Origin of the sequence: Nocardia caishijiensis NBRC 108228 (assembly GCF_001612825.1) — a bacterium.
In the GTDB taxonomy this organism is placed as follows: Bacteria; Actinomycetota; Actinomycetes; order Mycobacteriales; family Mycobacteriaceae; genus Nocardia; species Nocardia caishijiensis.
In genome coordinates this window covers 250,171-272,675 of sequence record NZ_BDBE01000034.1, presented here as the reverse complement: position 1 = coordinate 272,675, position 22,505 = coordinate 250,171, and the positions used below count along the sequence as shown (strand labels likewise).

General features: G+C 69.3%; 16 protein-coding genes. 8 read left to right on the top strand and 8 right to left on the bottom strand.

Annotated elements, in window-relative coordinates; translation table 11 throughout:
• Positions 1 to 80: 80 nt before the first annotated feature.
• The 4 genes from nudC to NC7_RS19410 all read right to left on the bottom strand — a co-directional run bounded on the left by nudC (position 81) and on the right by NC7_RS19410 (position 9,662).
• Positions 81 to 974 carry an NAD(+) diphosphatase gene (gene nudC, locus NC7_RS19425; RefSeq protein ID WP_067985092.1) on the bottom strand — a complete coding sequence of 298 codons (894 nt, stop codon included), beginning with the start codon at positions 972 to 974 and terminating at the stop codon, positions 81 to 83.
• 23 nt (positions 975 to 997) lie between these two features.
• Positions 998 to 2,050: a potassium channel family protein gene (locus NC7_RS19420; RefSeq protein ID WP_067491584.1), complete on the bottom strand. Its 1,053-nt coding sequence runs from the start codon at positions 2,048 to 2,050 to the stop codon at positions 998 to 1,000.
• A gap of 203 nt (positions 2,051 to 2,253) precedes the next feature.
• The gene (locus tag NC7_RS19415) at positions 2,254 to 5,967 is read right to left on the bottom strand and encodes an ATP-dependent helicase (protein WP_067985090.1); all 3,714 of its coding nucleotides are present in this window, start codon (positions 5,965 to 5,967) and stop codon (positions 2,254 to 2,256) included.
• Complete coding sequence (locus NC7_RS19410) at positions 5,964 to 9,662, bottom strand: ATP-dependent helicase (RefSeq protein ID WP_084458621.1); 3,699 nt, start codon at positions 9,660 to 9,662, stop codon at positions 5,964 to 5,966. The genes NC7_RS19415 and NC7_RS19410 overlap by 4 nt, the downstream gene beginning before the upstream one ends.
• A gap of 114 nt (positions 9,663 to 9,776) precedes the next feature.
• Between NC7_RS19410 and NC7_RS19405 the strand changes: the two genes are divergently transcribed.
• The 8 genes from NC7_RS19405 to NC7_RS28625 all read left to right on the top strand — a co-directional run bounded on the left by NC7_RS19405 (position 9,777) and on the right by NC7_RS28625 (position 16,649).
• Positions 9,777 to 10,565, top strand: coding sequence for an alpha/beta hydrolase (locus NC7_RS19405; RefSeq protein ID WP_067985088.1), 789 nt, complete (start codon positions 9,777 to 9,779; stop codon positions 10,563 to 10,565).
• A 4-nt stretch (positions 10,566 to 10,569) separates the two neighbouring features.
• Positions 10,570 to 10,860 carry an MGMT family protein gene (locus tag NC7_RS19400; protein WP_067985086.1) on the top strand — a complete coding sequence of 97 codons (291 nt, stop codon included), beginning with the start codon at positions 10,570 to 10,572 and terminating at the stop codon, positions 10,858 to 10,860.
• Positions 10,861 to 10,928: 68 nt separating this feature from the next.
• Positions 10,929 to 12,662, top strand: a complete 1,734-nt coding sequence (locus tag NC7_RS19395) for an NTP transferase domain-containing protein (protein ID WP_067985084.1) — start codon at positions 10,929 to 10,931, stop codon at positions 12,660 to 12,662.
• 206 nt (positions 12,663 to 12,868) lie between these two features.
• Positions 12,869 to 13,018: a hypothetical protein gene (locus tag NC7_RS29250; protein ID WP_157102079.1), complete on the top strand. Its 150-nt coding sequence runs from the start codon at positions 12,869 to 12,871 to the stop codon at positions 13,016 to 13,018.
• 208 nt (positions 13,019 to 13,226) lie between these two features.
• The gene (locus tag NC7_RS19390; protein WP_157102078.1) at positions 13,227 to 13,547 is read left to right on the top strand and encodes a hypothetical protein; all 321 of its coding nucleotides are present in this window, start codon (positions 13,227 to 13,229) and stop codon (positions 13,545 to 13,547) included.
• On the top strand, positions 13,544 to 14,818 hold the full coding sequence (locus NC7_RS19385) for a hypothetical protein (RefSeq protein WP_067985080.1): 1,275 nt from the start codon (positions 13,544 to 13,546) through the stop codon (positions 14,816 to 14,818). Before NC7_RS19390 ends, NC7_RS19385 begins: the two co-directional genes overlap by 4 nt.
• Before the next feature lies 1 nt (position 14,819).
• A complete protein-coding gene (locus NC7_RS19380) occupies positions 14,820 to 15,470 on the top strand; it encodes a hypothetical protein (protein WP_067985078.1) in 651 nt (216 codons plus the stop codon).
• Positions 15,471 to 15,485: 15 nt separating this feature from the next.
• Positions 15,486 to 16,649, top strand: coding sequence for an RDD family protein (locus NC7_RS28625; RefSeq protein ID WP_084458608.1), 1,164 nt, complete (start codon positions 15,486 to 15,488; stop codon positions 16,647 to 16,649).
• Between the two features lie 150 nt (positions 16,650 to 16,799).
• Here the strand turns inward: NC7_RS28625 and NC7_RS29595 are convergent, their stop codons facing one another.
• Genes NC7_RS29595 through NC7_RS19350 form a run of 4 tightly spaced genes read right to left on the bottom strand, consistent with a single transcriptional unit; the run spans position 16,800 to position 22,457 of the window.
• Entirely contained in the window at positions 16,800 to 19,046 is a 2,247-nt protein-coding gene (locus tag NC7_RS29595; RefSeq protein ID WP_167352440.1) for a dipeptide ABC transporter ATP-binding protein, read from the bottom strand.
• Entirely contained in the window at positions 19,043 to 19,918 is an 876-nt protein-coding gene (locus NC7_RS19360) for an ABC transporter permease (protein WP_067985075.1), read from the bottom strand. Before NC7_RS19360 ends, NC7_RS29595 begins: the two co-directional genes overlap by 4 nt.
• Positions 19,915 to 20,874, bottom strand: a complete 960-nt coding sequence (locus NC7_RS19355) for an ABC transporter permease (protein WP_067985073.1) — start codon at positions 20,872 to 20,874, stop codon at positions 19,915 to 19,917. Before NC7_RS19355 ends, NC7_RS19360 begins: the two co-directional genes overlap by 4 nt.
• Entirely contained in the window at positions 20,871 to 22,457 is a 1,587-nt protein-coding gene (locus NC7_RS19350) for an ABC transporter substrate-binding protein (RefSeq protein ID WP_174550244.1), read from the bottom strand. The genes NC7_RS19355 and NC7_RS19350 overlap by 4 nt, the downstream gene beginning before the upstream one ends.
• Positions 22,458 to 22,505 lie beyond the last annotated feature (48 nt).

Here is a 22,505-nt window from a genome sequence, read left to right as displayed (position 1 = left end):
AACAAACACAGCCCAATACCTTTCTGGGCGCAATCCAAAAAGAGCCGGGCACGCTCCCCCGCGCACCCGACCCCTCGAACTCAGACCTCAGCCCAGGATTCGATGATCGTCCGCGCGATCGAGATGGACCCCGGAACGAGCAAAGGCGCCCCGGTCCCACCCGAAGACCAGTCCCCGAGAGCCAATGCCTCCCGAACCTCGTCACGAGTGAACCACTGCGCTTCCTCGATCTCCCCGTCGGAGAACACCAACTCCTGCTCAGGATCACCGACCGCCGCGAACCCGACCATCAGCGAGCGCGGAAACGGCCACGGCTGACTGCCAAGGTATTCGATCTCGCGCAGGTCGACACCGACCTCTTCGCGAACCTCACGTTCCACGCACCGTTCCAACGATTCCCCCGCCTCGACGAATCCCGCGAGCAGCGAGAACATGGCCGGTGGCCAACTGTGCTGGCGGGCGAGCAGCACCCGGTCGACCCCGTCGTGGACCAGCACGATCACGGCGGGGTCGATACGCGGAAATTCCTCGTCCCCGGTGCCGGTCAACCGTGACCAACCGCCGCGAGAGAGGGCGGTCGACGTACCGTCGCCGCCGTGAAAACCGGCACGGTCGTGCCAGTTGAGCAGGGCGTAGGCCGTGGACAGCAGTTCGGCGGTGAAGTCGTCGAGCGCCCCGAGCGTGCGCAGATCCTTCAGCGTGCCCTCGAGTTCCGGCTCACGCACCGCCCACAGGTGCGCGCCCTCGGCGACCCCGAGGAACACCGCCCGGTCCTCGGGGAACTCGCCGAACGCGACCGACGTGTCGAGGACGACGGTGCCACCGTCGACCCGCACGCGCCCACGGGGATCCACCCGCAACACCTTGGCTTTGCCCCACCCCTCGCGCAGCGCGGCGGGGTCGACCCGCACGTGCTCGGCCCGATCGATGGTGGAACGCGACAGCAGGGGAACGTTTTTCAGCCGGAACGACACCCCGCCGAGCCTAGCCGGTGCCGCTATTTGCCGCCGTTGCGGATGTAGAGCAGCTTGTCGCCCGCGTCGAGGGCGTCGACCTCCGGCTCACCCACGCGGATCAGCTGACCGTCGCGTACCACACCCAGCACGATGTCGGACAGATGACGCGGCGACCCACCGACCTCGCTCGGCTCCACCTCGCGCTCGGCCACCGCGAAACCCTCCTCGGGGGTGAGCAGGTCCTCCATCATCTCCACGACCGTCGGGGTGGTGGTGGCGATGCCGAGCAACCGGCCCGCTGTCTCCGACGACACCACCACCGAGTCGGCACCGGACTGGCGAACCAGGTGGGTGTTCTCGGCCTCGCGGATGGCGACACAGATCTTGGCGGTCTTGTTCAACTCGCGAGCGGTCAGGGTGACCAGCACCGCCGTGTCGTCGCGATTGGTCGCCACGATCACCGACGACGCCCGCTGCACGCCGGTCAGGCGCAACACATCGGACTTGGTCGCCGACCCGTGCACGGTGACCAGACCAGCACCCGCCGCCGCTTCCAGCGCGATCGGGTCGGTGTCGACGACGACGATGTCGGAGGCCTGCACACCGTCGCCGAGCATGGCGTCGATGGCGGTGCGTCCCTTGGTGCCGTAACCGACGACGACGGTGTGATTGCGCACAGTGTGCCTCCATCGCTGAATCTTGAACGCCTGCCGAGACCGTTCGGTGAGCACGCTGAGCGTGGTGCCGACCAACACGATCAGGAACAGGACACGCAGGGGGGTGATGACGATGATGTTCACCAGCCGCGCCGACGGGGTGATCGGGGCGATATCGCCGTACCCGGTGGTCGACAACGACACCGTGGCGTAGTACATCGCGTCGAGGAACGACAACTCGTCACCGGAGTTGTCGCGGTAACCGTGACGACCGAGGTACACCACGCCCGCGGCGGTGAACAGCAGCAGGATCGCGAACAGAACGCGGCGGGTGAGCGAGGTCCAAGGGCTGATCTGCTCCACCGGGATGCGCAACAAACCGACCAGCGCGTAGTCGGGACTGCTACTCAGCCCGAGCGGGCGGCGCTTGTCGAACATCGCTGCGCTCCTGTATTTTTGGCGGCTGGCGCCGCGGGTGTCGGCGCTAAGCGCCGCCTCTTCCTTCCCTACGGGCACTCCTTCGTCGCACCCTTCGGTCAGTCCAGAGGCGGCGACGCGCCGAGACCGGTAGTGGTTTCCGCTTCGCGGGGAAGACTACGCCGCGGGTGGCGTGGTTTCCTCTTCGTGGGGAGCCTATCGGCTCAGTGGGGGTCGTGCTCTTCGGTGCCCTGTCTTTCCGGGGCCGCGTCGTGGATCAGGCGGGCCAGTTCGTCCGGGCCCGCCAGGTTGGTGGGGGCGATGGTGCGGCCGGAGCGGACGTAATGGAAAGCGGCGCTCACGCGTTGGAGCACGGTGTCCTCGGGTTCGCCGGTGCGGGCGGACATCAGTCGGGCCCAGGCCAGCCGGTAGACGGCCAGCTGCATGGCGACGGCGGGTTCGTCGGCGGGGCCGGGTTCGGCGCCGGTCTTCCAGTCGACGACGATCCAGCGGTCGCCGGGTTCGGCGAACACCGCGTCCATCCGGCCCCGGATCACGGTGCCCGCGATGCTGGTCTCGAACGGCACCTCCACGTCGACGGGGTTGCGGTGCGCCCAGGGCGAGCGGCGGAACGCGGCCTGCATGGCCGCCAGTTCCTGATCGGCGCGGCCCGCGCTGTCGGCGGCACCGGGCAGTTCGTCGAGGCCGAGCAGCTGGTCGGTGCCGTACCAGGACTGCACCCAGGCGTGGAAGGCGGTGCCGCGCCGAGCCATCGGGTTCGGTGGGTAGGGCAGGGGGCGGCGCAATCGGGCGGCCAGGCGGGTGGGGTCGGCGCGGAGTTCCACCAGGGCGGTGGCGGGGAGCTGGCCGGGCAGTTCCACCTGGTGTTCGGCGAGTTCGGCGGCGGTGAACTCGGCGAGCAGGGCGTCGACGTCGTCGGCCCAGCCCTCGGGATCGTCGTCGTCGGGCTCCGGTTCGGTCGGGGCGTCGCGCAAGGTGTCGAGGGCTTCGCGGACGAGGGTGGCTCCCTGTTCGATGGGGTCGCGGCGGTCGCCGAGGGGATCGCGGGGCCACTGGGCGGTCGGCGGGTTGTCGGCGAAGGGGTTGACGGCGTCGGCCGGTGGTTTGTCGTCCCAGCGGGCGATGGTCGCGACACCGAACGCGGGGCTGTCGGGGTCCTCGTCGGCTTCTTTCAGTTCGAGCAGGAACTCCGACGGACCCTTCTGCGAGGTGCCGGTCTCGGGCCAGTAGTAGGCCGAAACCAGCAGCACCCGTTCGGTTCTCGTGAGAGCGACGTAGAACAGGCGGCGCTCTTCGTCGAGGCGGCGGCTCTTGAGCGCCTCGCGGTGTTCGGCGATGGCCTGTTCGAGTTCGGCGCGGTCACGGGCGCCGCTCAGATCGAGGACAGGCACGCCTTCGGCGGCGTCGGGTTGGGCGCGGTCGCCGCGCAGGGTGGTGGGGAGTTCGGTGAGCGCGCCGAGCCAGGTGCTCAGCGCGGTGGTCGAGGGAAAGACCGAGGCGCTCACGTGCGGCACCGCGACGACCTCCCATTCCAGACCCTTGGCCGCGTGCACGGTGAGCACCTGGACGCGATCACGGGCGACCTCCACTTCGCCCGGCTCCAAACCATTTTCGACGGATTCGGCGGCGGTGAAGAAGGCGAGCAGGCCGCTGAGCGAGGCACGCGAGTCGGCGGCGTAGCCCGCGACGACCTCGGCGAAGGCGTCCAGGTGCTCGCGACCCGCGCCACCGCCCGCGATGGCGCGGCGGGTCTGGGTCTCCACGCCGACCCCGATGGTCCGCTCGACGTCGGCGACCAACTCGACCAGGGGCTGTCCGCTGCGTTCCCGCAGGGCGGCCAGTTCCTCGCCGAGCGCGAGGATGCGCGTGTAGCCCGCCTCCGAATAGTTCTCCGCCGGACCGGGATCGGCGATGGCGTCGGCCAGGCCCGCACGCTCGGTGGGTTCGGGGGCTACCTCGCGCAGCGCCGATGCCAGGCCGGACGCGTCGGTGATCGCGGTGGACGCGTCGCCGGACAGGCTGCCGATCGACAACATCCGCGCCCGCTCGGCCAGAGCCGCCAGGTCGGCGACGCCGATGCGCCAGCGCGCACCGGTGAGGATGCGCACCGCCGCGCTTCCGGTGCCTGGCTCGGCGATGAGCCGCAGTGTGGCGACGATATCGGCCACCTCCGGCGTGGCCAGAAGACCACCGAGACCGACGATTTCGACGGGAAGTCCCTGTTCGCGCAACGCCTCGGCCAGCGGTGCGGCGTCGGCGTTGCGGCGGATCAGCACGGCCGAGGTCGGCGGCGGCCGCCGCTCCTCTTCACGCGCCTGCGCCCACTCGCGAGCGATCCGCTCGGCGACCCAGTCCCGTTCCTGCGCGACCGTTTCGGTGAGCGCGAGTTCCACGGTGCCCGCATGCGCATCGGGCTTCGCGCGCAGCGCGTCCACCGTCGCGCCCCCGGCCGCGCGCGCCCGCGACCGCAACGGGTCGGCCACGAGATTCGCCAGCGCGAGCGCCTCGGGCGGATTCCGCCAACTGGTGAGCAACGGCAGAATCGGCGCCGGAACACCCTCTCCCACCGGGAAATCCGTGGCGAACCGGGGAAGATTCGCCGCCGACGCACCGCGCCACCCATAGATCGACTGCATCGGATCGCCCACCGCGGTGACGGCGAGCGGGCTACCGCCACCACCGTGCTCACCGCCCGGCGCTTCCCGAGCGGGCTCCGAGCCACTCCCCACCAGCGCGGTACCAGCTGCGCGGCCACCGATGACATCGCCGGGCTCGACATCACCGCGAAGGTCACCGGACTCGCCGTCGACCGGTGTTTCGGCGCGCTCACGACCTGGCGCGCCGCTCCGGATGCCCGCCGGATGGTTGTCGACGCCCGCTCGCTCGTCCTGGCTCGACCGGCCAGCGGACCCGGCGTCGCCGCCCCACAGCATGTCGTGTTCCGGCGGCGCCGCTTCACGCACGCGCACCGGTTCGCGGCTCCGATTCTGCTGTACCGCACGGGCATTGCCGAACAGCGCGGAGAGCAGGACCCGCTGGGCGTGGCCGGTGTCCTGGTATTCGTCGAGCAGGACCAGTTTGAAGCGGGCGCGTTCGGCGGCGGCGACCTCGGGGTGGTCGACGGCCAGGCGGGCCGCCAGGGACATCTGTGAGCCGAAGTCGAGAGCGCCTCGGCGTTCGAGTGCTTCGGCGAGTTGGCGGACCAGCGGGAGCAGCTCCACGCGCTCTCGCTGAGCGTTGACCACGTCCTGGAGTTTCTGACTCGGGCCGCCGCGCTGGCGTGGACCGGCGGGCAGGGTGTAGACCAGCTTCTCCAGTTCGGCGTGTGCTTCGGCGAGTTCCTCCGGATCCACCAGATGTTCGGCGAGCTGCCCGGACAGCGCCAGCACGGCCTCGGTGACCGAGACGGGGGTGCGGTCGGTGTCGAGGTCACCGTCCCAGGACCGGACCACCTCGTGGGCGAGCTGCCACAGCTGGGTCTGGGTGAGCAGCGCGGCCGAGGGTTCCACCGGCAGCAGCAGGCCGTGCGCGGTGAGCAACCTGCCCGCGTAGGAGTGGTAGGTGCTGATCTCCGGTTCGGCACCCGCGATGACGGTGCGCAGCGCGCCACTGGGATCGATCTCGCGAACCAGCGGCGCCCCGGCGAGGCGGGCCAGTCGGGTGCGGATACGGGAGGTCAACTGCTGCGCGGCTTTTCGGGTGAAGGTGAGGCCGAGCACCTCGTCGGGGGCGACGAGCTGATTGGCGACCATCCACACCACACGCGCGGCCATCGTCTCCGTCTTGCCCGCGCCCGCCCCCGCGACCACCAGCGTCGGGCCGGGCGGGGCCGCGATGACGGCGGCCTGTTCGTCGGTCGGTGGCGGCAACCCGAGCGCGTCGGCCAGCCGCTGCGGGGTGACGCGCACGCCGCTCACTCGTCGGTCACCTGCCGTCCGGTGTCGCGCACGGGGCAGCTGCCGCCGACCGGGCAGTGTCTGCACCCGTCGTTGCGGACCGCGAGGTAGCCGGGGCCTCGGGTGGCCGAGGCGGCGTCGTGAATGGTGGTGCGCCACTGCTCGAGTCCCTCGCCGTCGAGGGGCTCCTGGGCGCGTTCGGTCGCTCCGGTCTTGTTGTGCGGTTTGGCGACGTAGACCAGTCGCGCGCCGCCCGGCTCACCGGGTTCGCCGTCCTCCTCGTCGAGCGCGCCGTGGGCGGCGGCGACCTGATAGGTGGCCAGTTGGGCGTGGTCGGCGACGGTCTTCGCGCTGATCGGCGTCTTGCCCGTCTTCACGTCGACGATCACGAACCGACCCTGCGCGTCGCGTTCGAGCCGGTCGACCCGGCCCCGGATGCGGACGGGCCGCTCCCCCTCGGCGCGCGGCGGAAGCACACAGTCCACCGGCACCTCCACCCCGGCCTGGGTGAGCTCGCCTCGGGTGGTGCGCACCCAGGCGAGGAAGGTCTCCAGCATGGCCTCGGTGCGGCGCAGTTCCTGGCGGGAGTGCCAGCCGGTGGCCGGGTCGATCGCCTTCCACGCCTGGTCGAGGGCCGCGCGCACCTGGTGTTCGGGCACATTGCCCGCCAGCGCCTGCACCAGGGTGTGCACGAGGTTGCCCTTCACCGCGTGCGGGTTGTCACCGTCGGTGCCGCCGTGGCGTTCCAGCGCCCAGCGCAGCGGGCAGGTCCGCAGCAGTTCGACGGTCGACGGGGACAGCCCGATGGGCGAATCGTCGTCGTCCCACAGTTCGCGGTCGCTGCTCAGCGCCGCGGTGCCGTACCAGTCGTCGGGGTCGGTGCCCGGCACACCGGCATCGGCGAGGCGGGCGAGTTGGCGGGCCGCGCGGTCGCGGCGGCGCGGCTCGGCGCCGGGATCGCAGACCACGCCGCGTAATTCGGCGACCAGCGCGTGCATCACCAGCGCCCGGCCGGGATCGGCGACGGGCAGCGCGCCCGGTTCGCCGGTGTCGTCGTCACCGAGCAGTTCGGTAAGGAACCGGGAGGGCACCAGATCCTGGTCTCCTGCCACCGATTCGACGGCGGTCACCAGCAGCGAACGGCGGGCGCGGCTGCACGCGACCAGCAGCAGCCTGCGTTCCTCCGCCAGGATCGGCGCCGCCCGGTTCGTCTTCGCCGTCGGGTCGAGACCGGCGGTGAGGTCGACCAGATCCTCGGTGTGCAGCAGCGTGCCTCGTGCGCGTGGGTTGGGCCAGATGCCTTCCTGCACAGCGGCGACCGCCACCACGTCCCATTCCCGGCCCGCCGCCGCGTGCGCGCTGAGTAGCGTGACCGCTTCGCTTTCGGCGGTCAGCGGCCTGCCCTGCTGCGGAATCTGCTGGTGCAGCAGGTATTCCACGAAGCCCTCGATGCCCGCCTTGGGCAGGCGATCGACGTACGCCGCGGCGGCGTCGAACAATTCGACGGCGGCGTCGAGGTCGCGGTCGGCCTGCATCCCGGCCGCGCCACCGCGCCGGGACTGCCGAAACCAGCGACGCTCGAGCCGCGAACTGGTCCACAGGGTCCACAGCACGTCTTCGAGACCCTTGTCGCGTGCCTGCGTCTGTCTGGCCTTGTCGACGGCGCGCAGCACCCGGTGCAGCGGGGCCGCCTCCACCTCGGTGAGCCCGTCGAGCAAGCGGGTCTCGCCGATGCCGACGATCAGGTCGCGTAGTACCTCGGCCGAGGACTGGTCGATCAGCGGCACCTCGGCCGGAGCGGTGCGCACCGCAGCGGGGGCGATGTCGGCTGTGGGCGACAGGGTTTCGGCGTCGAGGATGTCGATGTCGTCCGGAAGATGTTCGGCGACATCCCAATCCGGTTCGGGTTCGGGACGCAACGGGTCGTCGGGGTCCGGCGGTGGGGGCAACCACTCGTCGTCGATCGGATCCGGTTCGGGCTCCGGCAATTCCCTCGGCGGCGGGGGTTCGTCCCAGAGCAGGAACTGGTCGGCCGCCTCGGGCGCGGCGTCCGCCAGCGCACCCGTGCGTTCGAGGTCGAGCACGCTGCGCCGGATGCCACGACGCAACCTGCGCAGAGCGATCTGGTCGGCCCCGCCGAGCGGGCCCGCGAGCAGGTCCATGGCGTCGTCGGGCGAGAACACCGCGTCGACGGCGCGCCGCGATCCCGGCCGCGACCGGTCACCCGCCAGCAGTACCCGCAGCGCCAGCACCATCCACGCCGCACCGCGCCTGCGCGCCAGCGGTTCGGCCACGGCCGGCCTGCGCACCGGCACCCCTGCGGCCAGCAGCGCCCGCCGCAGCGGGGCCAGCGACAACGGCACCGATCGCACGATCACCGCCATGTCCGACCACGGCACGCCGTCGGTGAGGTGCGCGCGCCGCAGATGGTCCGCGATCAGTGCCGCTTCCTTGGCAGGCGTCGACAACATGCGCACCCGCACACTCGACTCGTCGTCCGGGGGCGGCCCGGCACCGTCCTCTGTACCTTGCGGCGAACCGCCATCGGTCGCTAATGGCTCGGATCTACCGTCCACCTGCCGGTCGGCACTCTTGTCGAGCCGGGAGTCACCCCGCGCCACCTCGGGCTCGTCCGACTCGTGACCCGGCAGCACCCGATGACGCGCACTACCCGGCAGCCTGGCGGCGATGCGCGCGGTGGCCAGGCGGATCGGCGCACCACTGCGGTGGTTGTGGCGCAGGATGATTCGGCGCTGCGGGGTGGTGTCGAGGTCGACGAGGAACCGTGAGTCGGCGCCGCGGAAGGTGAAGACGGCCTGGTCGGGGTCGCCGGTGACGACCGTGCTCGCGCTGCCGCTGCCGATCGCGCGCACCAGCGTCGCGGCTTGCGGGTCCAGGTGCTGGGCGTCGTCGACGAGCAGGTAGCGGATCCGATCGCGTTCGCCCGCAAGGAGAGTGCGGTCACCGGCGAGCGCGTCGAGGGCGGCGCCGACCAGTTCGGCGGCGTCGAGGGCGGGCGCGGTTGCCTCCGGTGCGGCCACACCGACCGACCAGCGCAGCATCGACGCCTCTTCGTAGCGCTGCAGGAACCGGCCCGCCGCCACCCAGGCGTCGTTGTCGTGCTCGCGGCCGAGCCGCATCAGATCCTCGGGGCCGATGCCGCGTTCGGTGGCGCGCAACATCAGGTCGCGCAGTTGTTCGGCGAAGCCGCCGAGGGTGAGCGCGGGTTGCAGGCGCGGTGGCCACAGTCCCCCCGCACCCTGCTCGATGTCCTCGAGGTCGCCGCGCAGCATCTCGCGCAGCACCGCGTCCTGTTCGGCGCCGGTGAGCAGGCGCGGTGGGGGGTTACCGTGCCGTTCGGCGTGGCGGCGCAGCACCGAGAAGGCGTAGGAGTGCAGGGTCCGCACCATGGGTTCGCGACTGGCGCCGGGGATGCCGGTGCGGGGGCCGACCCGGTGGGTGACGGCGTCGCGCAGAGCGGCGGCGGCGTGTTTGGTGTGGGTGAGGACGAGCACCGAGGACGGATCGGCGCCGTCGGCGATCCGGGCCGCGACCAGGTCGACCAGCAGCGAGGTCTTGCCGGTTCCGGGACCACCGAGCACCTGCCAGGGCAGCCAGCCGGGACGCGGCGGGGCGGGCTGGGCCTGTTCGGCGAACAGCGCACGCTCAGGCGCGCCCCAGGCCCGTGGCCGGGGCGCTCGCGTCGTCCGGCGCACGAGTCGCACCGAGCTATCCGATCGCACCACATCGGCTATTGCAACAGACCCCACCGACACGCCCGCCCGCCCCCATCGTGGGACACGCTGCGCGACGGCGCGCGACCGGCGACAATGTCTGTCGTGTCATCGCTTCAAGTACACCGTTTCGGCCCCGCCGACGGTCCCGTCGTCCTCGCCCTGCACGGCCTCACCGGCCATGGCAACCGGTGGGAAACCCTCGCCACCCGGCATCTGCCGCAGGCCCGGGTGATCGCGCCCGACCTGCGCGGACACGGCCGTTCCACCTCGCTGCCGCCGTGGGATCTCGAGACCCTCGCCGCCGATGTGGCCGCACTCGTGCGGGCGGAAACCGACGGCCCGGTCGTCGTGGTCGGGCACTCGTTCGGCGGCGCGGTCGGGGTGTATCTGGCGCGGGCGAACCGCGAACTCGTGCGCGCGCTGGTGTTGCTCGATCCGGCCATCGGGCTCGACCCGAAGCTGATGGAACAGGTGGCCGCCGCCGATCTGGCCTCCCCCGACTACACCGATGTCGACGAGGCCCGCTCCGACAAGCAGGTGAGCGCGTGGGGACCCGACGAGGTCGACCCCGCCGAACTCGAGCGTGAGCTCGCCGGGCACCTGGTCCCGGCCGAGGGCGGGCGGGTGCGCTGGCGCACCTTCCAGCCCGCGATCACCTCGTACTGGGGACAGCTGGCACGCCCGTTCGTGCTGCCGCCCGCCGACGTGCCGACCGTACTGGTTCAGGCCGCGAAGGTGCAGCCGCCGTATGTCACCGCCGAATTCCGGGCCGCGCTGGGCGCCGAGGTCACCGATTTCACCGCGCACGACTGGGATTGCGACCACATGGTCCCCCAGGCCCGACCCGCCGAAACGGCCGCGCTCGTCGCGTCGGTGCTGTAGACCCGTGCCCGCGACCACGGACGACCAGGTGGAACGGGTGCGCGCTCTCGTCGCCGCCATCCCACCCGGTCGCGTCGCCACCTACGGCGACCTCGCCGCCGCCGTCGGCCTGACCTCGCCGCGCACGGTCGGCTGGATCATGCGCACCGACTCCTCCGACCTGCCCTGGCACCGCGTCGTCCCCGCCTCCGGCCGCCCCTCTCCCCACCTGGCCACCCGCCAACTCCGCCTCCTCGCCGAGGAAGGAGTCTCCATCACCGACGGCCGCATCGACCTCCGCACCGCCCGCCTCTGAAGATCGGCGGCGAGCCGGGTGGGTCACGCGGTTAGCATGGCCGACATGCCGACTACTTCGCTGGCCTCATGACCGACGCCGATGCGATCGTGCTGGCGGGTGGGCGAGCCAGCCGGATGGGTGGGGTGGACAAGCCCGGGATCGTGATCGGTGGCCGGTCGATGCTCGAGGCGGCGCTGGGAGCGGTGGACGAGTGCGGTGCGGTGGTGGTCGTCGGGCCGCCTCGCCCCGAACTCGACGCGCGGATCAGGCAGGTTCGTGAGGTGCCGCCGGGGTCCGGGCCGGTGGCCGCGATCGGCACCGGGCTGGCCGCGCTCGGGCCCGAGCCCGCGCCGTGGGTCGTGGTGCTCGCGGCCGACATGCCGTTTCTGACGCGCGACACCGTGCGCGAATTGCTGCTCCGCGCAGCCGAATCCACTGCCGAAGCGGTGTTCGCCATCGACGCCTCGGGCCGCCCGCAGTACCTGGTCGGTGTGTGGCGGCGCACCGCGCTCACGGCCGCGCTGGCCGGTCTGGACGCGCTGGTGAACCAGCCGATGAAGGCGATCATCCCCACCGAGACGGCCTTGGTCGAACTGCCGGGCACCACCGACTGCGACACCGAGGAGGAGGTGCGCCGGGCCCGCGAGTCCGTCGACAACGATGCCCGCCTCGACCTCACCGAGGCCAGGAAGCGCATCGCCTCGCTCACCCCGCTGGTCGCCTACGAGACCGCGTTCGCCGACGTGCCGGGCGCCGCCCTGGCCGAACCGGTGATCGCGGCGGGCGCGCTGCCCCGCTTCGATGTCTCGGCCATGGACGGTTACGCCGTGTGCGGTGACGGCCCGTGGCGGTTGCGCCGCGACATCGGGTTCGCCGGTGGCGCGCGGCCGCTCGGACTGCTGCCCGGTGAGGCGGTGCGGATCGCGACCGGTGCGCACGTGCCCGACGGCACCACCTCCGTGCTGCGCGACGAGTTCGCCGCCGTCACCGGTGACGACTTGGCGCGGCGCCCCGGCACCCCGATCCGCGGCGATGTGCGGCGCAGCGGCGAGGACCTTCGGATCGGCGACCTGGTCGCCCCGGCGGGCACCCGGGTGACGGCGGCGCTGCGCTCGGCCGCCGCGTCGGTGGAGGTGACGGCGGGCTCGGTGCGTGGACCCGTGCGGGCCCGCATCGTCATGACCGGAGACGAGATCCGCAGCACCGGCCCGCTGCAGACCGGCCAGACCCGCGACTCGATCGGCCCCGTCCTGCCGGAGCTGCTCACCGGCTGCGGTGTGCGCGTGATCGACCGGGTGCACCTGCGCGACACCGCGCACAGCTTCGACGAGATGCTCACCGCGACAAACGGTCTCGACCTGCTCGTCGTGGTCGGCGCGACCGGTGGCGGCGCCGCCGACCAGTTGCGCACCGCCCTGTCGCGCACCGGTGCCCGCGTCGTCGTGCCGAGACTCGCACTGCGCCCGGGCGGTTCGACCGTCGTCGCCGAATTACCCACCGGAACAACGGTTCTCGGCCTGCCCGGCAACCCGTTCGCCGCCATCGCCGTTCTGCTTGCCCTTACCCCGGCGATCGTCGCGGCCCGCACCGAGTCGGCACCACCACGCACCGTCCTCGGCCCGCTGCACAATGCCGCCGAGATCGCCGCACCCGTCACCCGCGTCACGCCCGCGCGCTGCGCTCCCGAGGGTGGCTGGATCGGCGACCCGAATATCCGCACGGCCCACCTCGCCGGGCTCATCGATCGCGACGGACTCGTCGTCGTCGCCCCCTCGGCCGCCGACGGCGACCTGGTGGAATTCCTCCCCCTGCCGAGCTGAAACCGCACCCCGGAATTACCGCCGAAATACCGGGACACGCCGAATATCCGCTGGTCGGAATGCTATTTGGCGTTCAACTCTATCGCTGCGACCCCGCGATGCCTATCGTTGAGCAAGTCAGGCGTACCCCGCCTCGAAAAAGGCGGAATTACGCCGGACATCCGAATTAGGCGAAGTATTCATCCCTCGGAAAGGACCGTGTGGAGATGGCTGAGAAGTCGAAGAAAACGCCGAAAAAGATGCCCAAGCAGATGCCCCGCCAGCAGCAGGAGCAGCGGCAGGAGCAGGACTCGCAGCAGATGACGCGAGCAGGCCAGGATGATCGGCGCGAGCCGCGCCGCCCCGGCAGCCACTGATCCACGCGTGTCGACGAGCCGCCGGTAGCGCTACCGGCGGCTCGCCCACGTCAGGCCAGCCGCTCCTCTCGTGGCAGCACCCCCCCGGTCGGCGGCCAGATGAGCGGGCAGCAGGTACCCCGCGTGCTGCGCCGGATCGTTGATACGATGCACGGGATTCGTGAAGTGTTTGCTGTCCGGAGCAAGGCAATTCGGGGTGGGGGTTCCCATGGCTGGTGTTCTGAGTGTTGACATCGACGTGCTGACCAAGGCGGTCCAGGCACTGAACAGTGCCGAACAAGTGTTGAACGACGCCATGACCGCCATGTCCGACGACAGCAACAAAGACATCGGAACCGCCGAGCTCAACAATGCAGCCGACAGCTTCCAGACTCGATGGAAGTATGGTATCGAACGCATTGGCGAATCAGCCGTGGTTACGGCCCAGGGAATCTCGAAGTGCCTCGAGGCCTACCAGACTACAGACACAGCCTTCTCCAAGGCCCTGGCAGACGCGAACTCGTCCCTTGAAGGGCCGACGAAGGCATGACAACGAACCCGTATCCGAACCTAGGTTTCAATCCGGTTCCAGGCGCGGTCACCGATGTCGCCGGGCTACAAGCCAAGATCGACTCGTCGCATGAGGCCATCAAAGAGACCAACGCCCTGCTGACACGGCTCCGCGACAGCAACGACGACGCCTGGAAGGGCGATGCCGGCGACGCGTTTCGCGCGAGCTTCGACGCCACCCTTGCGCAAGATCTCGGGTATGCGCAGGCATCGCTCGAGAAGGCTGTCACGCTGATTCAGGAATGGCACACCAATCTCACCGGCTTTCAAGACATCGCGAAAGGTTTGGAAACCGAAGCTGCAGACGCCAGGCGGCAGCATGCGCTGGCTGTCACAGCGTTGAGCCAGGCCAAGTCCAACCCAGACCTCGCACTCGCAAATCAGAGCTTCAGCGACGCGGCGAGTCTTCAGGCTGCTCAAACTCGCTTGGATGCTGCGACAGCCAAGGTCAACTCCGCCACCAACTCCGTCAACGACTGGCAGGCGAAGATCGACTCGGTCATTACCCGAGCCAGAGAACTAGAGACGATCCACAATGCTCTGGCACGCCGCATTGCCGGAGAGCTGGACGCCGCGGGGAAGAACTTTGCTCCGAGCCCGCCCGACAAGAACATATGGGACCGAATCGCCGATGCCGTAAAGGCCTTGGGCGAGTGGATCGACGAGCATCGGGAGGGAATCCACCAAACGCTATCGATCGTCGCGGCCGTCGGCAGCGTCGTCGCGGTTTGCACCCCTCCGCCCGTCAACATCATCGGATTCGCCGTAGCGGCAGCGGCGACCGGCGGCCTACTGGCACTTGACCTGTCCGACCCGAATATTCGGCAAGGCTTGGCAAATGGTGAACTCGATGCCTGGAAGAAGGTGGGCATCGATGCACTGGGAATCGCACCGGTCGGCGGCGCCGGAATCTCCGCAGCGAAGGTGGGATTGAATCTCTTCAAAGGCGGTGACGCTATCGCGGCAGGCACTCACGCTGCCCAGACCGTCGGAGTCGGAGAAAGATTCGGCGCGGCCGCGTACAACGCTGTCACGAGTGAACCACTGCTGTCTTCGAAGATCGCTGGCGCCCTCGGCGGCACAAAGGTCGCCGAGGCGCTGGCTCTCGATGGTGCCGCGACGAAAGTCTTGCAATTCACCGGCGCGGCCGGTCCGCATGCGTCGGTCTCCGGTCTCGAAGCTGTTGACATCTTCGCGCGTTCAGGCAAAGCCGTGTCCGCCATGCTCGATCCCGTGATGGGCGGAGAGTGAGGTGGCGAAAGTTGAAATTTCCGAGAGTATTTCGGTGGCGGTCGAGATACCACAGGGTTACGCTGAACTTCCGCTCGATGCGATAGACGAGGCGATTGCTCGCACGGAGGCACTCTTCGCGTCGCTGGGTACCGGGGCGTTGAGCTCGACGGCTCCAGGAGTCCTGCAAGCGCTGAATGCGCTACTGAACCGCCTCGCAGAGTGCGGTACCGCCTATTGCGGCCTCGGCATCCACCTCACGGCAGATGGTCGGCAAATTTCCTCCGCGCTGGCCATCACGTTGGCAGACTATGGCGCCGAACAGAACCCGAGATTGACTCTCGGTAGTGTTTTGACTGGGAGGCAGCGTGCCGGAGAGAGGTTCGACAACGCCGAGTTCCTCGACGTTGCGGGCCGATTGATCCTCATGGTGGATCGAACCAAGGCTGTGCCAGCCCCCGATATCCCCAACTACGACGGCGACGAGCAAGAAATCTACCAAGTAGAAGCCATAGTCGCATCTCCCGACGGTTCCGCGATCGCCGCTGTCGAACTGTCGACGCCGTTCGTGGAAGATGGCTCCGAGTACCTGCTCCCGATGGTTGCGGTGGCGGCATCGATAGAGTTCGGTACTTCCGCTCGAGCGGCAACCACCTCTTCATTGAATCTCTAGGCTGGGGCGGTTGTCATGTCGAACAGCGATCCAGCAGGGATTTCGGCGATACACCTTTCCGCTACCAAAGAGGCATTGCGGAAAGGTCGAGCCACCCGATGGGGGCTGCTGGTGTTCGGCCTGTCGTGCTGTGTCTGCACGATAGTGCTGATCGATGGCGGCCGGGGAGTCGAGCCGACCGGTCTGTCGGTTCTGATCGGCTTGTGTCGAAATTTTGCGGCTGCCGGTATGACTATCGGCCTGATCTTCGGCGGAACCCTGCTGTGGATGAACTGGAGAAAGCGCCGTGCGTCGAAGCGGTACCCGTGGGCGACTTGGTCCGTGAATTACATGACGACAGGCCGACACGAGTGGTTGGAGCTCCTCGACCAGGACAGACAGCGGGTGTCTTCACTGGTATTGAGCACGTGGCCGAAGGATATCGGCAAAGTGGTCGGCCATCAGACGACCGAGATCTGGTTCGCGGGCGATCCGATGCGATATGGAGTGGTCTCCCGGCCAGGTGGAGCTGATGTCCGGTACGCCTACGTGTCGAAATCTCACCCGGCACCGCGGTGGTCGTCGCGCAGCCACGACTCCGTGTCAAACCGACCGGAACCCGGACCCGGGTCGACGAACGCACCATACGGGTTGACGCGTGTGGGCGGGCGAGTGTTGATGAAACCCGCACGAGCCCTACCGCCGACGGACGCACGACTGGACTTCCTCGGAGAGGGTGAACATCGCCCACCGCAGCGTATTCGCCGAACGTTGGCTTTCCTTCTCGATTGGGTCGTGCACGCCGTGGCCGGAATCGGAGCGGCGATGGTGATCGGCCCCGAGTTCGCGGTCGGCCCGGTTGTCCGGCTCGGTGGAACAGAACTAAGCCTCAGTCCGGTCGTTGCCGTTGTGGGCTGGGCGGCGGCGTCGGTGATCGACCGTGTCGTCGTCCAAGCCATCTTCCACACGACAGTCGGCAAGGCCGTGTTCGGTCTCTGCGTTGTCCGTCCCGAGGACGGCTCGCACCCCGGATTCTGGCGGCTACTGGCGGTGTGGTTGGTCGATCTGTACTTGGCAGTCGCTGTTCCGCTCGCGCTGATCGGAATCGATGCGCCAGGACCGGATCGAGTCCAGGACTACTTCCTGCCCGCTGTGCGGCGAGCGGATTTGCCGGTCCGATACCGTCTACCGGCGGAATGACAATCTCGCAGTGACGACACGGCAGGAGCAGGACTCGCAGCAGATGACGCGAGCAGGCCAGGATGATCGGCGCGAGCCGCGCCGCCCCGGCAGCCACTGATCCACGCGTGTCGACGAGCCGCCGGTAGCGCTACCGGCGGCTCGTCCACGTCAGGCCCCGATCGGCAGTGCGGTGTCACGCTCCCGGCGTGCTGTCGCCGGATCGGGAGCCGGGACCGCGTCGAGCAGGCGACGCGTGTACTCCTGTGCCGGTGCGGCGAATACCGCGCGCGCCTCGCCGGTTTCCACGATCCGGCCCTGCCGCAGCACCAGGACCCGGTCGGCGACCTGGTGGACCACGGCCAGGTCGTGGCTGATGAACAGGCTGGCGAACCCGTATTCGGCGCGTAGGTCGGCGAACAGGTCGAGCACCTGCGCCTGCACGGAGACGTCGAGCGCGCTGGTCGGTTCGTCGGCGACCAGCAGCCGCGGCGCCAGGGCCAGCGCCCGCGCCAACGCCACCCGCTGACGCTGCCCGCCGGACAACTCCGCGGGCCTGCGCTGGGCGTAGTCCCTCGGCAAACGCACCGATTCGAGCAGGTCGCCCACCTTGGACCGCAGCAACGCCCCCGAGGCGACCCGGTGCACCTGGAGCGGTTCGCCGATGGCGTCGGCGACACTGCGTCGCGGGTCGAGTGAGGCGCTCACATCCTGATGCACCAGCGCCACATGGCGACGCAGGGCCCGAAGTTCCCGTCGCGATGATCCGGTCAGCGAGACGCCATGCAACTCCACGGTTCCCGACGTCGCGGGTACCAGTCCGAGTGCGGTGCGACCGAGCGTGCTCTTGCCCGAACCGGACTCACCGACGATGCCGAGCACCTCGCGCGGGCCGAGCGTCAACGAGATGTCGTGCAGTGCGGGGAAAGCGGCAGCACCGTGGCGACCGGGGTAGACCACGGACAACTCGTCGATCCGCAGCACATCACGGTATTCCGGCTCGGACGCACCCCCGCCCTTCTCGGCGACGACCGCCGGTTTCCGCGCCACCACTCTCCGTAGCGCCCGCTCGACACCCCGATCGGCGCGCCCCGCCGCACCATGGTCGCCCGAATCGACGACATCCGAACCGTCAGCGGGCCGCGACGGATCGCCCGCCTCGGCACCCCCGGAATCGAGTCCATTCGCCCCGACCACACCATCGGACTCCACGGGAAGGGCTGGACCGACACCGCCTCCGGTACCCACCCGATCGGCTACCCCAGCGCCGTCCCCGGCACCCACACGATCGGCCGCACCAACACCGTCCTCAGCACCCACACCGTCAGCCGCCCCAACACCCACCTGGTCAGCCGCCCCAACTCTGTCCCCAGCACCCACACCGTCGGCCGCAGCGGCACCCACCTGGTCGGCCGCTCCGGCACCGACCAGGTCGGCCGCCCCGGCCGCACCGACATCGGACTGCGCAGGGTCGGGCCTTTCGGTACTCGAATCGTCCGGGACGACGCCGACCCCGTTCGCGCCGCGAGCCGGGATCACCGTCTCGACCTGCCAGACCTCGGGCACGCCGTCGGCGTCGCCGATGTCGGCCACCACAGCTATCCCACCGCGCGCCGGACGCGCGGGCAGGCGCGGCACCGACGCGAGCAGCGTGCGGGTGTACTCGGCCCGCGGTGCGGCGAACAGATCGAAAACCGGCTGCTGTTCGACCACCTCACCTGCCCGCAGGACCACCACCCGGTCGGCGATCTCGGCGACCACGCCGAGGTTGTGGGTGATGAACAGGACCGAGGTACCTCGGTCGCGGCGCAGGGTGCGCAGCAGGTCGAGGATCTCGGCTTGGACGGTGACGTCGAGCGCGGTGGTCGGTTCGTCGGCGATGAGCAGGTCGGGTTCGCCCGACAGGGCGAGGGCGATGACCACTCGTTGCTTCTGGCCGCCGGAGAGCTGGTGCGGGTACCAGTCGAGACGTTCGGCCGGTTCGGGGATGTCGACGGCGGTGAGCAGTTCGATCGCACGGGTGCGGGCGGTCGCCTTGTCGGTGACGCCGTGGGCGCGCAGGGCCTGGGCGAGCTGGGTGCCGATCTTCTGTACCGGGTTGAGCGCGGTCTGCGGCTCCTGGAACACCATGGCGGCCCGCGTACCGCGCAGTCCGCGCAGGGTCGGCTCGTCGGCGCCGACGATCTCGGTCGCGGCGAGGGTGACCGATCCGCGTGCCCGCGCGGTCACCGGAAGCAGTCCAAGCGCCGCCCGTGCGGTGAGCGATTTACCCGACCCGGATTCGCCGACCAGCGCGACCACCTCCCCGCGCCGCACCTGAAAGCTCACCCTGTCGACAACGGTCCGGTCCCCGAAGGACACCACCAGATCGGCGATGTCGAGCACGACGTCATCGGGCCCGCGCTCTTTCGTACTCATCCCGATCTCCTCGCGTTGCCCAATGCCTGGGCGATCAACAGAAATCCGAGCGTCAGCCCGGCGACGACGACCAGCGGCCCGACCGCCATCCACGGATTGGCGTCGAGATTGCCGATGGATTCCCCGATGAGCGAACCCAACGAGGGGTTCGGGGGTTGGACGCCGATCCCGATGAAACTCATCGCGCCCTCGAGGAACACCGCCACCGACAGCGACAACGCGAACTGGACGACCAGCGGTTCGATCACATTGGGCAGCACATGCTTTCGCAATGTCCACCAGGTGCCCGCGCCGATCACCTCCGAGGCTTCGACGAACGGTTGCTCACGCACGGCCAGTACCGCGGTACGGATCTGACGGCCGAAGATCGGGATCTGCGCGGCAACGATGACGATCACCACCGCGTGCCAGCCCGGCCCGGTGATCGCGGCCAGGGCGATCGCGAAGATCAGCGACGGGAAGGCGAGCACCAGATCGAACAGGCGCTGCACGGTGACGTCGGCGACGGGATTCACCGTGGCGAGAAGCCCGGCGAGCGAACCGATCACCGCGCCGAGCGGCACCGCGAGCGCCACGATCAGCAGGTCGAGGCGGATGCCCGCGAGCACCCGCGCGGCCACGTCGCGGTTGAGATGGTCGGTGCCGAGCCAGTGCCGGGCGCTCGGTCCGAGCAGGTTGGCGGACGGGATCTGGGCGAGCGGATCGAACTGGTTGAGCGCGCCCGCGAACACCCCGGCCAGCGCGATCACGGCGATCAGCAGTACACCGGCCAGCCCTTGACCACGCAGTAACGCACCCAACGGCGTTGTGGTATTTCGCGATCGGGCGTCGCGTGATTCGGTCTCCGGTGTTTCGACGGTTGCTGTGGTCATCCTCGTCCTCCGATCCGGACGCGCGGATCGAGCCAGGCGTGGGCCAGGTCGGTGAGCAGCTGGATCACCACGAACACCGCCACCGCCAGCAGCAACAGCACCTGCACCACGGGGTAGTCACGGCGGCTGATGCCCTGTTCGATGAGCTGACCGATCCCCGGCCACACGAACGCCGCCTCCACCAGCACCGCACCGCCGAGCAGCTGCCCGGTCTGCAGGCCGAGCACGGTGACCGCCGTCGGCAGCGCGTTGCGCAGCGCGCCACGGGTGACGATCTCGCGGTGCCCGACGCCGAGCGAACGGGCCGTGAGCACATAGGGTTTGGTGAGTTCGGTGCGTAGCGACTCGGTGAGGAACCGGGACAGCGCGGCCGCCGTCGGCAGGGCGAGGCAGATCGCGGGCAGCAACAGATACTGCACCGCGATATCCGGCCGGGCGATGAACCCGTCCGGCGGCACCCCGCCCGAGGGCAGGATCGGGATCGCGACGGCGAACACCAATACCAGCAGCGGACCGACCACGAAGGTCGGCAGGGCCACCGCGACCGTGTTGCCCGCGGCGACAAGGGCATTCAGCCACCGGCTCGGCCACAGCACCGACGCCAGCGACACCACCAGGCTCACCACCACGGCGAGCACGAGGGCGGTCACCGTGAGCACGAGGGTATTGGTCAGCCCACGGCCGACCAGGTCGCTGATCTGCCCACCGATGAGATAGGACCGGCCGAGATCGAGCGTCACCAGGTCGCCGAGCCAGCTCAGGTACTGCACCGGGAGCGACCGGTCGAGACCGAGCTGCTGACGGATCGCCGCGATCGACTGCGGCGTCGCGTCGTTACCGGCCAGGATCGTCGCCGGGTCACCGGGTACCAGGCGCAACAGCGCGAAGATCAGCACCGATGCCCCGAACAGGACGAGCAACGCGGACGGCAGCCGGTGCAACAGATAGCGCGTCATGACAGGAAGGTTTCGGTGAAGACGGGCTCGCGGCGTTTGGTCCAGGCGAAGCCGTGGACGGTGTTCGCGGTGGAGTACTGCTGGTAGCGCACGCCGACCTCGATGAGGAACAGGCCGTCCAGCAGCTGATCCGTCACGGCCTTGTAGGCGTTCACCGCCTCGGGTCCGGTGCCGCGCGGCAGCTGCCATGCGGCGTCGGCGGCGGCGGTGTAGGCGGGCGACTCGTAGCGCGAGGCGTTGCGGCGGGCGTTGAACGGGTAGGCGCTCACCGTGAGGGTCGACGGCACGAACTGCGCCCACGAATGGTCGGTCACCCACAACCCTCGGAACTGCTGGCCGGTGAGTTGTTTGACGAAGGCGGCGGCGTCGATCGGATCCAGCTCGACCTCGATGCCGACCTCGGCCAGGTTGGCCTGCACGATCTGGGCGACCTCCTGGTAGCCGGGCCCGAAGGTCAGTGGCAGCTTCGGCGGCTTGCCGGTCTGGGTGAGCAGTTGCCTGGCCTTCTCGACGTCCCTGGTGTATTTGGTGTTGCGGGATTCGTCGAATGCCGGTGAACTCTTCGGCCACGGCACGTTGAGGGGATAACCGGCGCCGCGAAAGACCTCGCTGATGATGCGTTCGCGGTCGAGGGCGTAGGCGATGGCCTGGCGCACCCGCACATCGGCCAGTGCGGGTTCGGTGACATTGACACCGACATAGGTCTGCAGTTCGGCGCCTTCGAGGTCGTGCACCGTGAACCCGCCCTTTCCGGCGAGGGTTTCCGCGTCACGGAAGGCCAGGTCGCGCGCCGCGGCGATCTGGCCGGTCTTGAGCGCGTTGAGCAGGGCCTGCGGGTCGGGGACGATCGACACCTCCACCCGGTCGAGGTAGGGGCGCTCCGGGATCCAGTAGCCGGGATTCTTCGCGAAGATCAGCTGCGAATTCGGGATTCGCTGTACGAACGTGAAAGGTCCGGTGCCGATATAGGTTTCGCCGGTACCGAGCTTGTCGGCCGTTTCGCTGTCCAGAATCGGCACGGTATCGAGGAGATCGAAGATGTTGCTGAGGTGATGGGCGAAACGCAGGACGATCCGGGTCGGCGAGACGATGTCGAATTCTGTGATGGCGGCGGCGGTGGACCGCAGTTGCGCCGACCATTTCGGGTCGGCGTAGGTGCGCAGGGAGAATTCGACATCCTTGGCGGTGAACGGGCGCCCGCTGTGGAATTTCACGTCGTCGCGCAGGTCGATACTCACCGAACGACCGTCGTCGGCGAGCTGCCAGGATTTCGCCAGCAGCGGTTGCGGCTCGAGGGAATCGTTCGGGTATCGGATCAGCGATTCGTACACGAGGCCGACGAGCACCGGGGTGGCCGCGGTGTTGGTGAGCAGGTTGGCGGGCACCAGGTCCTCACGGATGCCGACCTTCAGGGTGCCGCCGCGTACCGGCGTCGCGCCGTCGCCGCCCGCCTTCTGCTCCGAGACCGCGGACGTGCACGCCGCCAGCGCCGCCCCACCGAATATGGCGGCGGCGGCGATGCCGCTGGTGCGCAGGAAATTACGGCGATGGATACCGCCACGCGGTGCGTTGTTCGTTGACACGGCAGCGACGCTAACAATGCGCGCCACCGGGGTCACCGATTCCGCGCA

Bases quoted from the DNA above. Each gene is read 5' to 3' on its own strand.
- NC7_RS29250 (WP_157102079.1), top strand. From the start codon at position 12,869: ATGGCTGAGAAGTCGAAGAAAACGCCGAAAAAGATGCCCAAGCAGATG.
- NC7_RS19395 (WP_067985084.1), top strand. From the start codon at position 10,929: ATGACCGACGCCGATGCGATCGTGCTGGCGGGTGGGCGAGCCAGCCGG.
- NC7_RS19355 (WP_067985073.1), bottom strand. From the start codon at position 20,874: ATGACGCGCTATCTGTTGCACCGGCTGCCGTCCGCGTTGCTCGTCCTG.
- NC7_RS29595 (WP_167352440.1), bottom strand. From the start codon at position 19,046: ATGAGTACGAAAGAGCGCGGGCCCGATGACGTCGTGCTCGACATCGCC.
- NC7_RS28625 (WP_084458608.1), top strand. From the start codon at position 15,486: ATGTCGAACAGCGATCCAGCAGGGATTTCGGCGATACACCTTTCCGCT.
- NC7_RS19420 (WP_067491584.1), bottom strand. From the start codon at position 2,050: ATGTTCGACAAGCGCCGCCCGCTCGGGCTGAGTAGCAGTCCCGACTAC.
- NC7_RS19390 (WP_157102078.1), top strand. From the start codon at position 13,227: ATGGCTGGTGTTCTGAGTGTTGACATCGACGTGCTGACCAAGGCGGTC.
- NC7_RS19360 (WP_067985075.1), bottom strand. From the start codon at position 19,918: ATGACCACAGCAACCGTCGAAACACCGGAGACCGAATCACGCGACGCC.
- NC7_RS19385 (WP_067985080.1), top strand. From the start codon at position 13,544: ATGACAACGAACCCGTATCCGAACCTAGGTTTCAATCCGGTTCCAGGC.
- NC7_RS19405 (WP_067985088.1), top strand. From the start codon at position 9,777: ATGTCTGTCGTGTCATCGCTTCAAGTACACCGTTTCGGCCCCGCCGAC.